This is a genomic window from Collinsella aerofaciens (assembly GCF_040910185.1).
Taxonomy (GTDB): Bacteria; Actinomycetota; Coriobacteriia; order Coriobacteriales; family Coriobacteriaceae; genus Collinsella; species Collinsella aerofaciens_BF.
The window spans coordinates 65,140-77,641 of record NZ_JBDGBA010000006.1 but is presented as its reverse complement, the minus strand read 5'-3'; the positions used below and the strand labels follow the sequence as shown (position 1 = coordinate 77,641).

General features: G+C 60.2%; 9 protein-coding genes, 1 tRNA gene and 1 other RNA gene. 7 read left to right on the top strand and 4 right to left on the bottom strand.

The annotated features are described in order from the left end of the window. Positions 1-71 precede the first annotated feature (71 nt). Positions 72-776: a serine O-acetyltransferase gene (cysE, locus tag AB5Z54_RS03910; RefSeq protein ID WP_035138740.1), complete on the bottom strand. Its 705-nt coding sequence runs from the start codon at positions 774-776 to the stop codon at positions 72-74. Positions 777-999: 223 nt separating this feature from the next. Between cysE and AB5Z54_RS03905 the strand changes: the two genes are divergently transcribed. Continuing rightward, positions 1,000-1,638, top strand: a complete 639-nt coding sequence (locus AB5Z54_RS03905) for a DedA family protein (RefSeq protein ID WP_368135283.1) — start codon at positions 1,000-1,002, stop codon at positions 1,636-1,638. Between the two features lie 297 nt (positions 1,639-1,935). Next, positions 1,936-2,988: a branched-chain amino acid aminotransferase gene (locus tag AB5Z54_RS03900; RefSeq protein ID WP_035138743.1), complete on the top strand. Its 1,053-nt coding sequence runs from the start codon at positions 1,936-1,938 to the stop codon at positions 2,986-2,988. Positions 2,989-3,287: 299 nt separating this feature from the next. On the opposite strand, the gene AB5Z54_RS03895 is transcribed toward AB5Z54_RS03900, so the two are convergent. After that, positions 3,288-3,839: a LemA family protein gene (locus tag AB5Z54_RS03895; protein WP_082421874.1), complete on the bottom strand. Its 552-nt coding sequence runs from the start codon at positions 3,837-3,839 to the stop codon at positions 3,288-3,290. 211 nt (positions 3,840-4,050) lie between these two features. Here AB5Z54_RS03895 and AB5Z54_RS03890 point away from each other — a divergent pair, with 211 nt between their 5' ends. Continuing rightward, positions 4,051-4,635, top strand: coding sequence for a TetR/AcrR family transcriptional regulator (locus AB5Z54_RS03890; protein ID WP_227790880.1), 585 nt, complete (start codon positions 4,051-4,053; stop codon positions 4,633-4,635). Positions 4,636-4,637: 2 nt separating this feature from the next. On the opposite strand, the gene AB5Z54_RS03885 is transcribed toward AB5Z54_RS03890, so the two are convergent. Beyond that, positions 4,638-4,727: transfer RNA gene (locus AB5Z54_RS03885), tRNA-Ser, on the bottom strand. 51 nt (positions 4,728-4,778) lie between these two features. On the opposite strand from AB5Z54_RS03885, the gene tadA reads away from it, so the two are divergent. Together tadA and ffs are read left to right on the top strand one after the other, a co-directional pair. Beyond that, entirely contained in the window at positions 4,779-6,560 is a 1,782-nt protein-coding gene (gene tadA / locus AB5Z54_RS03880) for a tRNA adenosine(34) deaminase TadA (protein ID WP_368160332.1), read from the top strand. A 454-nt stretch (positions 6,561-7,014) separates the two neighbouring features. Further along, positions 7,015-7,110, top strand: an RNA gene (gene ffs / locus AB5Z54_RS03875) — signal recognition particle sRNA small type. A gap of 352 nt (positions 7,111-7,462) precedes the next feature. Here the strand turns inward: ffs and AB5Z54_RS03870 are convergent. Continuing rightward, the gene (locus AB5Z54_RS03870; protein WP_368160329.1) at positions 7,463-8,485 is read right to left on the bottom strand and encodes an LPXTG cell wall anchor domain-containing protein; all 1,023 of its coding nucleotides are present in this window, start codon (positions 8,483-8,485) and stop codon (positions 7,463-7,465) included. Between the two features lie 211 nt (positions 8,486-8,696). Between AB5Z54_RS03870 and AB5Z54_RS03865 the strand changes: the two genes are divergently transcribed. Further along, positions 8,697-10,562, top strand: a complete 1,866-nt coding sequence (locus tag AB5Z54_RS03865) for an ABC transporter ATP-binding protein (protein ID WP_349074773.1) — start codon at positions 8,697-8,699, stop codon at positions 10,560-10,562. Next, the gene (locus AB5Z54_RS03860) at positions 10,563-12,422 is read left to right on the top strand and encodes an ABC transporter ATP-binding protein (protein ID WP_368160326.1); all 1,860 of its coding nucleotides are present in this window, start codon (positions 10,563-10,565) and stop codon (positions 12,420-12,422) included. The last annotated feature ends 80 nt before the right edge of the window (positions 12,423-12,502 follow it).

Genomic DNA, 12,502 nt, shown 5'->3' with positions numbered 1-12,502 from the left:
GGCGCGCCGGGGATGAATTCCCTGGCGCGCCTTTGCGTTGATGCCGATGTCGTTTTGTGCCGCTTGCGTTCCTAGCGTTCGTCCACGAGCTTGGCGACGAGGGCCTTGAGCTCGGCCACCTCTCGCTCGAGTTCCTTGACGCGGCGGGCATTCTCGGTGATGCCCTGGCGGTTGAGGGCGGACTGCTCGGCGGCGTCATCGGGCATGTACTCGCGATGCTGCTTGGCGTCGAAACTCTCCTCGAACACACGGCAGCCGTTGCGCTTGATGATGCGTCCCGGCACGCCCACGACGGTGCAGTTGTCGGGGACGTCCTTAACGACGACCGAGTTGCCGCCGATCTTGACGTTGTTGCCGATGCGGATGTTGCCGAGCACCTTGGCGCCCGTGCCCACCGTGACATTGTTGCCCAGGGTGGGGTGACGCTTGCCGGTCTCGTTGCCGGTGCCGCCGAGCGTGACGCCCTGGTAGAGCACACAGTTGTCGCCCACAATGGTGGTCTCGCCGATGACGACGCCCATGGCGTGGTCGATAAAGAAGTGCTTGCCAATCTGCGCGGCAGGGTGAATCTCGACGCCGGTGATGTGGCGGGTGATTTGCGAGAGCACGCGGGCGAGCGAGCGATGACCGTGCTCCCACAGCCAGTGCTCGGGCACGTGGTTCCACTTGGCGTGCAGGCCAGGATAGGAAAGAAAGATGACCAGACCGTTTTGCGCGGCGGGGTCCTGCGCCTGGACGGTCTTGATGTCCTCGCGAATGGTATTGATAAAGCTCACCGGCCGCCCTCCCTTAGCGCCATGGCAATGCGATTCAATAAAGTATAGCGATTCGCTAGGGATTAAAAAGGACAATCTTGGCGGCTTTGCGCTACAAGTGTCAGTTATGCAAACTTGCTGGTAATGGAGTCATGCTTTTGTGGGGTTGCGCACGAGGGGGCACCGCAACCGTATACTGGTCAACTTGGACGTATCCGCGCCCACAACTGAGAGGTTTTACTTCATGGGTTTCATCATTTTTATTGCCGAGCTGCTTAAGGACCCGCGCACCGCGATCGCCAGCTGGATCGCCGCCGGCCCGCTTATGGCCTACGGCTGCGTGTTCCTGATCATCTTTATCGAGACGGGCGTGGTGTTCTTCCCGTTCCTTCCCGGTGATTCGCTGCTGTTCGCCTCGGGTTTCTTTGCCCACAACGGCGGCTTTAACATCGTGGCGCTTCTGGCCACCGCATGGGCCGCTGCCATTTTGGGCGATCAGTGCAACTTTATGATCGGTCACTTCTTTGGCCGCAAGATCATCGCTTCGGGCAAGGTCAAGGCCATGACGCCCGAGCGCATCAAAAAGTCCGAGGACTTCTTGGACAAGTGGGGTCACCTGGCCATCTTCCTGGGTCGCTTCTTCCCGTTTATCCGCACCTTTGTGCCCTTTATCGCTGGCATGGGCGGCATGCACTGGCGCAACTTTGTCGTCTTTAACGTGCTGGGCGGCATTACCTGGTCGACGGTCTTTACGCTGCTGGGCTACTTCTTTGGCGGCATTCCCTTTGTGCAAGAGCACTTTGAGCTGCTGATTATCGGCATCGTTGCCGTGTCGATCATCCCGACCGTGGTCGGTCTGGTTAAGGCCAAGCTGGGTAAATAGAACGCCTAGCTCGAGCCAGCGCGCAGACCGTACAGTTGAGGCCCGTCACCGCTTACGGTGGCGGGCCTTTTTGCTTCGGTCAAATGAAAATACTTTACTTAGTTAAAGAAAAGCGTTTTATCAGACGCGTGCGGGGAGTACAATCTCGTGCATGCGAATCGACGTGCCATCGGCTTTGATGCTGCTCGCGTGTCCCGTCCGGCTCTACGCTCCGGGCGTGCGACGTTGCGACGCGGTCGGCCTCGGTCCTTGCGTGCGGGTTCGCGAGTATGCAACTGTGTATGTAAGGAGCGACATATGACTGTCGAGAAGAAGGATATCGATTGGGGTAGCCTCGGCTTTGGCTACATGAAGACCGATTACAGCTACGAGGCTCATTGGAAGGATGGCGAGTGGGACGAGGGCGGCCTGACCACCGACCACACCCTGCATGTCTCCGAGTGCGGCGGTATCTTCCATTACTGCCAGGAGGTCTTTGAGGGCCTGAAGGCCTACACCGCCGAGGACGGCAGCATCGTCTGCTTCCGTCCCGACATGAACGCTGAGCGTATGTATAACTCTGCCCAGCGCCTCGAGATGCCCCCGTTTCCCAAGGACAAGTTCGTTGAGGCCGTCAAGCAGGTCGTTTCTGCCAACGCCGCCTGGGTTCCGCCCTTCGGTTCCGGCGCGACCCTGTACGTGCGTCCGTTTATGATCGGCTCCGGTGACGTGATCGGCGTGGCTCCCGCTCCTGAGTACACGTTCCGCATTCTCGTGACCCCGGTCGGTCCGTACTTTAAGGGCGGCCTCAAGCCCGTCAAGCTGCGCGTTTCCGAGTATGACCGTGCTGCACCGCACGGCACCGGCAACATCAAGGCCGGCCTGAACTACGCCATGTCCCTTAAGCCCACGATGGAGGCCCATCGCGAGGGCTATGCCGAGAACCTGTATCTCGACTCCGAGTCCCGCACCTATGTCGAGGAGACCGGTGGCGCCAACGTCCTGTTCGTGAAAGAGGATGGCACGCTCGTCGTTCCGCAGTCGCACACCGACTCCATCCTGCCCTCTATCACCCGTCGTTCGCTCGTTCAGGTTGCTCAGGACCTGGGCATGACCGTTGACCAGCGCCCCGTCGAGTGGGCCGAGGTCAAGGCCGGCACCTTTGTGGAGTGCGGCCTGTGCGGCACCGCTGCCGTCATCTCTCCGGTTGGCGAAATCGACAACAAGGTTTACGGCGCCGACGAGACCGTGACCTTCCCGGCTGGATACACCGAGATCGGCCCTGTGATGAAGAAGCTTCGCGAGACCCTGACTGGTATCCAGTCTGGTGCTGTCGAGGACAAGCACAACTGGGTTTACACCGTCGCGTAATTTGTCTTACCTATCCGGGCAGAGAACAAGTTCCCTCCCGGCGCGTCCTCGGACATGCAAGAAGCCCTCGCTGCGCACTTCGTGCGGCGAGGGCTTCTTGCGTCCTGCGGAGTGCGCCGGGAGGGAACTTGTTCTCTGCCCTGCGGGTTCGGCGATGTCACAACGGGCAATGATTAATCTGAATAAAGATGGTGCGCGGTCTATTGGCCGCGCGTTGTGCGTGGATAAGAAAAGGGCCCAAGGTTTGTGCCTTGGACCCTAAAGGGTTGATGAACTGGCTTAAGACTCGGCCGTGATTGTTAGAACTTGACGGTCGGGGCCTGGCGGGCTGCTTCGGCGGCCTCGAAGCCCTGGCGCTCCTTAAACTGAAAGATGCCGGCAAAGATGACAGCCGGGAACGTCTGAATGGCGTTGTTGTAGCTGAGCACGCAATCGTTGTAGCTCTGGCGTGCGTAGCTAATCTTGTTCTCGGTATCCTCGAGCGATGCCTGCAGCTGCGTAAAGTTGGTGTTTGCCTTAAGATCGGGGTAGGCTTCGGCTACGGCGAAGAGCTGACGCAGCGCACCGGTCAGCACGTTGTCGGCTTCCATCTTGGCCTCGGGCGTGGTGGCCTTGACGGCGGTGTTACGCGCGCTGATCACGGCGGAGAGCGTCTCCTGCTCGTGCTTGGCGTAGCCCTTGACGGTCTCGACCAGGTTGGGGATCAGGTCGTTGCGGCGCTGCAGCTGCGTATCGATGTTCTGCCAGGCGTTATCGATGCGGTTACGCTTGGTGACCATGTTGTTGTAGATGCCGGCGATGGCGCAGACAATCACAATGACAACAACGATGCCGATGATGACGGTAATCATGATGTCTCCGTTTCGAATGGCCGCGGCGGCATGCGCCAGCTGCCGTTGGTATAACGCTACTAGTATACCCGCAACGTTTTGCCGTGCCGAACTTTCCGGCAAGCGTTATGTTTTCGGCGGGGTCGGCACCGGGGCAAAGCGCGCGAGGTACAGGTGTAAGATATGCGACAGATTGACAAGTGTTGTCTTTGCCCTGAGGATGGCGATACGGATGGACCTTCGCATCAAGAAAACCTATCGTGCCCTGTTCGATGCCTTTACCGAGCTTTTGGAAGAGTATCGGTTTGAGGATTTGACGGTTGCCATGCTTTGCGACCGGGCCATGATTCGTCGCACGACGTTCTATAAGCACTTTCGCGATAAAAACGATTACTTCGCCTTTTATATCGATGAGCTCATGTCGGGCTTGCCGCAAAAACAGCCCGATGAGGCCGGCGCGGTGTCTGCCGAGGACGTGCGCGCGCTTCGGCACGCGATTTTGGACGATGCCATGGATTTGATTCTGGCGCACGAGCGGCTCATGGATAACATTTTGGCAAGCAGCATGTCGGGCATGTTGACCAACGTTATTTGCGACCGCATTGCCCACTCCATCCGCGAGCGTGTGATGAACGTGCTTGCCGAGGATGCCCTGGCCCCCGTGTCACTCGAGACGACGTCTGAGTTTGTCGCCGGCGGTATTATTCGACTTTTCACGATATGGTGGGAGTCGGGTCACGATCTTGAGCGTCGACCTGAGATAGCCGACGTGGTCGATGCACTGTTCGAGCGGACCATGACACCGGTGAATCACTAAAGTGGCGGAGAGAGGGGGATTCGAACCCCCGGAACGCTCTCGCGCTCAACGGTTTTCAAGACCGCCGCATTCAACCGCTCTGCCATCTCTCCGTGAGTCGTAATGATAGCATCGTTTTGAATTTGCAACAGGGAAGGCGAACGATGACGATCACCGAAATCGACGAGAAGTTCATGCGCGAGGCGCTGGCGGAGGCGCGAGTCGCCGCGGCGGTGGGCGAGGTGCCCATCGGAGCCGTAGTGGTGCGCGACGGTGAGATCGTCGCGAGGGCGCACAATCGGCGCGAACTCGACCAGGACCCTTCGGCTCATGCCGAGTTTGCGGCCGTGTGCGCCGCTGCCCAGGCGCTCGGCCGCTGGCGCCTTTTCGACTGTACGGTTTATGTGACGTTGGAACCCTGCTGCATGTGCGCGGGCCTTATGGTCAACGCGCGCGTGGGGCGCTGCGTGTATGGCGCGAGCGACGCCAAGGCGGGCGCGTTGGGATCCCTATACGATTTGAATGCCGACTCGCGCCTGAATCATCGGTTTAACGTGACGGCTGGGGTCCTGGCGGATGAATGCCGCGAGCTGCTGAGTAGCTATTTTGGCGGTCTGCGCGGAGCGGGCGGCGCTGATTGCGGTTGTCGGGCCGATCTTGAAGCACACGCCGCTCACGCCGCAGCGCTTGCAGGTGCCGGTGAGGATGCTGCCACGGCGGTTGACTGTGGTCCTGCGTGCCGCCGGCCCCGCCGTGTGCTGCTGGCGATCGATTCCTTTAAGGGCAGCGTGTCGAGTGCGCAGGCGGAGGCGGCGGTTGCCGAGGGCATGCGCCATGTGTGGCCCGATGCCGAGCTGAACGCTTTGCCGCTGGCAGATGGCGGTGAGGGGACGCTCGATGCCGTTGCCGCGTGCGGCGGTGAGATTGTGACCTGCGAGGTTGCGGGACCCTTTGACGATGGTGTGCCTGCCCGGATGTTAGTGGACGGCGAGCACGAGTCGGTTGTTATTGAGATGGCCGAAGCAGCAGGCATCGGGTACTCACCTTGCACGGAATCGGCGGCGCTGGCTGCTACAACCTATGGCGTGGGCGAGCTGATGCTCCGTGCAGCTCGTGTCGGGGTAAAGACTATCTATATTGGCTTGGGCGGCAGTGCCACCAACGACGGTGGCGCCGGCATGCTGCAGGCGCTGGGCGCGCGTGTGGTCGATGATCAGGGATGCGATGTCGCCCCCGGTCTTGCCGGCCTTGAGCAGGTGGCGAGCGTTGATTTGGCGCCAGCGCTGCAGGCTTTGGATGATGCTCGTATCGTTGTGCTTTCCGATGTCGAGAATCCGCTCGTGGGGCGTCGAGGCGCACTGGCGGTGTTTGGCGGGCAGAAGGGCCTGCCGGCGGATGATGTCGAGGCGCTGCGCAGATACGACGGCTGGATGGTCGGCTACGGTCGCCTGCTCGATGCGGCAATTTTCGAGGCGCGAGCCCAGGGGTTGTTGCGCACACCCGAGGGCGCACGGACATTTGGCTCGGTGCTCGGCGTGCCCGGCGCGGGCGCTGCCGGTGGCTTGGGCGCCGCGTTGCTGGCGCTCGGTGCGGAGCTGCGCTCGGGTGTAGAGACGGTGCTCGATCTCGTGGGGTTTGACGAGCGCGTGCGCGATGTCGACCTGGTCATAACAGGCGAGGGCAATATGGACGAGCAGTCCGCCGCCGGTAAGGCGCCGGTGGGTGTGGCTCGCCGCGCCAGGCGATATGGCAAGCCGGTGGTCGCCGTCGTGGGCGGCCGTGCTGACAACCTGAACGCGGTATATGAGCAAGGTATCGACTTGGTACTGCCGATCTGCCGCAAGCCCATGCCTCTCGACCAGGCGCTCAATCCTCAGGAAGCCACAACCAACCTCATCTTCGCCGGTGAGTCAGCCGCCCAAGCCTACGACCTCGCTCGCCTCTAAAACCCATCTCTCTTTAAGTTGCGGTGAAATACGGAGTGTTTTTGCCTTTAAGGTGCCAATTCAGTCCGTATTCCACCACAGCTTCGAGAATGGCCATTCGAGGTTGGCTGCCTTGGGTCTTGGATCGGACCGTTTGCCACGAAACGTGGCCATCTACTACGTTAAACCGGCCACCCTCGACCATCCCGGAATTTACAAAAACAAAACCGCAGGTAGAGAGCTTGCCGATTTTCGAAAAAGCCGGCTATGGTTGACCCCTGCGGCCTAAACGTAGTAGATAGGTCCTTTCTGTGGTGCGGCACCAAGCCGGTCATTTTGGGATGGGACTATTTTGACTACTCATTGGCTGCTCTGGCAATCGGGCTGCAAAAGTAGTCAAAAAAGCTCCGTCCCAAATTAGCTACCTTGCTCTGGCGGGCGGGAGCAGGTAAGATATACCGAGCGCCTAGCGCGTTCGATGGGTTCGGATGACGACATGTTCCGAATCTGGTCAGGTCCGGAAGGAAGCAGCCATAAGGAGCCTCTGTCGGGCATCCGAATCCATCGAGCGCACGGGCGCTTTTTGGTGCCGCGATTTGGCCCGGCCGGCGGCGAGATATTTGGTGTCTCGCTGGTCCTCGGCTGCGCCTGCGGGATCGCTCGACTACCAAATATCTCGCCGCCGGCCGGGCCACTTCGTCCAAAAATCACCCGTAGAGGGCGCATTAATCTGAATTAAATCTATCCCTGTCGTTATGCTGTTCGCTGGTGTTGCCTGGGCATCGGTGTCTATGCGGTTCAAGGGATGGCGGCATTGCCATCTGTTTTTACAAGTAAAGAGGCCCGTTTCCCCGGTTTGGTTGGGGAAACGGGCCTCTTTTGTTTCTGGGTTCGTGATTGGCGAAGGCAGAATGCTCTGGCGGCTATTTTGAGTTCTTGAGGCGGCGTGCGGCTGTGGTGGCTATTCCGAGGCCTGCGGCGGCGATTCCTGCTAGTGCGATTGCGCTTGGCGTTGTGTCGCCTGTGTTTGCGAGCTTGCCGGCGGTCGTATTCGCTTGCTTGCTGTTGCTTGTGTTCGCTTGCTTGGCGGAGCTCGGTGCGGCGTCTTTGCCGGTCACGGGCGAGCTGGCGGGCTGTGCCGTCTCGGCCGGTTGCGCCGAGCCGGAGGGAGGCGTTGTCTCGGTGGGTTTCGTTATCTCGGGCGAGGTGGCCGTATCTGCTGCGGCTTTTGCCTCTTCGTATGCCTTGCAGGCGTCGTCATAGGCCGCTTGCGCCTTTTTCAAATTATCGAGGAGCGCATCTCGCTTGGCTGTTTCTCCGTCGAGGTGGGTTTTATTAAACTCTACTTCGCTTTCTAAGAAATAAATCAGGCTTTTCTGACTTTCGAGGCGCATTCGGCAGTGCTCAAGCTTATCTTCACAACGAGATTCTTGCTCTTGTGCATCCATGATCGCCAGTTCCAACTGCCATCTAGTTTCGTAATCCGTGTGGGGGATTTTATTTAATTCTGCCTCAAGGTCTCTTGTTCGGTTGTGGGCCTTATCGCATTCGGATTGGGCTGCATCGATGTCCGCTTGCATGGTAGGAAGGGATTCCTTATATATGGCAGCTCGCGCCAAATTAGTGTCGTAGTTCTTTTGAAAAATGGCAATTTTAGTATCGATTTCCGCAATTTTCTCGGGACTTGCGGCGTCTTTTGCGGCCTCGAGGTTTTTGAGCGCTTCCTGCATGGCTGCATACGCTTTTTCTTTTGCGGCGGCCGCGTCTTCTGTCTGCGGGGCGCCCGAATTGCCGTTGGTGGCGCTCGTCTGCGAAACGGCCGCACCGGTGGGGGAACTGGTTTCTGCCGCGATCGCCGTTGCGGGGGCGATTCCCGCGACAAGTGCCGCGGAAAGGGCGATGCCCACAGTTGCTCGTCTTGCTCTTCTTGCGAGAATGTCGTTCATCTCGGCACCTCATTTCAAGGGTCGGCGACTAACTTGGTAGCACTAATGCAAGTATACCAAGTGGTCGACCCGACACTGGCTGGGTGCGCGCCTCTCCGCTTCTTTGGAAACCGAATCCCATTAGAAATGACGAGTTGTTTACGCTTCTTTTGGGCTCACCGTACTATCATGATTCGGATTGAGTGTGAATGATGATAGGGAGCGCCTATACATGATTGAGCTGCTCAGGCGTTTTGGTGGTAAGTTTCGCCGGTATATGGTGATCGGCCCTGCGTGTAAGCTGATCGAAGTGATCTTTGACCTGCTGACGCCGCTGGTGATTGCCCAGATGATCGATAAGGGTATTGGCGCACACGATGTCAACGCCGTCGTCCACTACGGTATGCTGCTTGGCGCCATGGCTGTGATCGGCATCTCGTTTACGCTCGTCTGCCAAAAGATGGCGGCGCTCACCTCGCAGGGCATGGGCACCGATATCCGCGGTGCGCTCTACCAGCACATCAACAAGTTGAGCTATGCCGAACTCGACCGCTTTGGCACGCCGTCGCTTATCACCCGCATCACCAACGACGTCAACCAGGTGCAGCTTGCCGTGGCGCTGGGCGTGCGCATGCTCATCCGCTGGCCCTTCTTGGCGGTGGGCTCTATGTGCGCGGCCCTCGCCATCGACCTTAAGCTCGGCATGATCTTTTTGATTTGCACGCCCGCCATTGGCCTGGTGTTTTGGTTTGTCATGGCGCGCTGCATTCCGTACTACAAGCAGCTGCAGGCAAAGCTCGACCGCATCGCGCTCATTTGCCGCGAGGGGCTTTCGGGCGCCCGCGTGGTTCGCGCCTTTGTACGCGAAGATCACGAGCGCGAGCGCTTTGCCCAAGCCGCCGATGACCAGGCCAATACCGCCATCGCGGTGGGCAAGCTCTCGTCAATCCTTAATCCCGTCACGTTTTTGGTGATGAACCTGGGCGTGTGCGCCATCCTGTGGGTGGGCGGCATCCAGGTCAACGTGGGCGAGCTTACGCAGGGCCAGGTCATGGCGTTTGTGAACTACATGACGCAGACCCTGACCTCCATCGTATACGTCGCCAACCTGGTCGTGGTCTTTACCAAGGCGAGCGCGAGTGCTTCGCGTATCAACGAGGTGCTCAACTGCGAGCCGAGCATCACCGACGAGGGCGATCAGTCGGTTGCGCTGCCCAAGCCGAGCGAACTGGCGGGTGGCGCTGTTCCGGTCCCCGCGCTGAGCTTGAGCCATGCGAGCTTCTCCTTTGGCGCGGGCGCGGCAAATGCCGTCAACGATGTGACCCTGGAGCTCCCGCTGGGCAAGACGCTTGGCATTATCGGCGGTACGGGTAGCGGCAAGTCCACGCTCGTCTCGCTTATCCCGCGCCTGTACGATGCGAGCACCGGCAGCGTGAGCGTGATGGGCGCCGACGTGCGCACCTGGCCGCTCGACCAGCTGCGCCGTGTGGTCGCGACCGTTCCACAGCGTGCGTCGCTGGTGAGCGGCACCATCCGCAGCAACCTGACCTGGCGCGACGAGGCTGCGACCGACGAGGATCTCTGGGCGGCGCTCGACATGGCGCAGGCGAGCGAGTTCGTGCGCAACAAGCCGCAGGGGCTCGATACCCCGGTCGAGGCGGGCGGTAAGAACTTTAGCGGTGGCCAACGCCAGCGCCTGACCATCGCGCGCGCCCTGGTGGGCTCGCCTCAGGTCCTGATCATGGACGACTCCGCCTCGGCACTTGACTTTAAGACTGATGCGGCGCTTCGCCATGCCATCCGCGAGCGCAGCGTGTGTGGCGCTGCTGAGGGCGGGCTGCCGCTGACTACGGTGATCGTAAGCCAGCGCGTTTCGACCGTGCGCGACGCCGATATGATCTGCGTACTTGACCACGGTTCGGTCGCGGGCCTGGGCGCGCACGATGAGCTCTACACGACCTGCCAGCTCTACCGCGAGATTTGCCAGTCGCAGCTTCGCCGCGAGGAGCTCGAGGGTCAGCAGGGGAGTACGGCGCCCGCGCCCGCCCCAGGCGCCCCGACCGTCCCCACATCCGTCTGCGCAAAGGAGGGCTGCTAAATGAATCCGTACACTTCCTCCGGTTCGGTCGCCACGATGACGGCCAACGTGTCCGGCAACGATAACCTCAACGACCTGGGTGACGGTCCGCGCCAGCTCGGCGATCCCGAGCGCTATCCCGTGGGTGCGGTGACCCGCCGCCTGCTGGGCTATGTTCGCCCGCACCGCGTCTCGTTTGTGGCATCGTTTTTGAGTGCCGCTGTCTCGGTGATTCTGCAGCTCTACACGCCCATTCTCATTGGTGAGGGCATCGACCTTATCGTCGCCGCCGGGCAGGTGGACTTCGATGCGCTGCTGCCGCTCGTTACCAAACTCGCACTCGTCGTGGTGGGAGCGGCGTCCTTCCAGTGGCTGCAGGGCTACTGCGTCAACCGCCTGTCCTACGAGACGGTGCGTGACATGCGCGTGGAGGCGAGCGATAAGCTCAGCCGTATGCCGCTCAGCTTTATCGACAGCCATGCCCACGGCGACCTTATGAGCCGCGTGGTCAACGACGTCGATCAGGTGGGCGACGGTCTGCTGCAGGGCTTTACCCAGCTCTTTACCGGTGTTATCACCATCGTTGGCACGCTCGCGTTTATGCTCTCCATCAACCTGACCATGACGCTCGTAGTGGTGCTCGTCACGCCGCTCTCCATCTTTGCGGCCAGCGCCATCGCCAAACTCTCCAACAAGAGCTTTACGGCGCAGCAGCGTATTCAGGGTCAGCTTGGCGGCCATATCGAGGAGTACGTGGGCGAGCAGAAGCTTGTCGACGCCTTTGCCTATGGCTCGAACGCTCAGCAACGCTTCGATGCCCTCAATGCCGAGCTCTACACCGCGGGCGAGCGCGCGCAGTTTATGGGTTCGCTCTCCAACCCCGGCACGCGCTTTATCAACAACATCATCTATGCCGTGGTCGCCGTGATCGGCTGCGTGGGCGTGATCACGGGCGTGCCTGCGGCGCTTACGGTGGGCGGCGTTCAAATCTTTCTGTCTTATGCCAACCAATACACCAAGCCGTTCAACGAGGTCACCAACGTCATTACGCAGATCCAGACCGCGTACGCCTCGGCGCGCCGCATGTTTGCGCTGCTCGATGCGCGCGAGCAGGAGCCCGACGCGGAGGATGCCGTGGAACTTGCCGTCCCGCAGGGCGAGGTGACCTTTGAGCATGTGGACTTTAGCTACGTGCCCGACCGCAAACTGCTGCAGGATATCTGCATCGAGGCTAAGCCCGGCATGCGCTTTGCCCTGGTCGGCCCCACGGGCTGCGGCAAGACGACGCTCATCAATTTGCTACTGCGTTTTTACGATATCGATGCCGGTCGCATTGCGGTCGATGGCCGTTCCTCGCGTGACTACACGCGCGCAAGCCTGCGCCGCGCCTTTGGCATGGTGCTGCAGGATACGTGGCTGTTCGAGGGCACGGTGGCGGAAAATATCGCCTATGGTTGTCCCGATGCCACGCGCGAACAGGTTGTCGAGGCGGCCAAGCGCGCGCACGCGCACAAGTTTATCGTGCAGCTGCCAGGCGGCTACGATACGGTGATCGGCGAGGACGGCGGCACGTTTAGCCAGGGTCAAAAGCAGCTGCTGTGCATCGCGCGCGTCATGCTCACCGACCCGGCGATTCTGCTGCTGGACGAGGCGACGTCGAGCATCGATACCCGCACCGAGCTGCAGGTGCAGGCGGCATTCGACGAGCTCATGGCCGGCCGTACGAGCTTTGTGGTGGCGCATCGCCTGAGCACGATTCGCAACGCCGACTGCATCCTGGTGATGCGCGACGGCCAGATTATCGAGCGCGGTACACACGACAAGCTGCTAGCGACAGGCGGCTTCTACGCCGAACTCTACCGCAGCCAGTTTGCCCAGTAGGGGCCACCGATTGGCGGCAGATGGTTTACATCTGCGTCGTTAGTACTAAGATATTCATCTAATAAATTGCATTAGTGGCT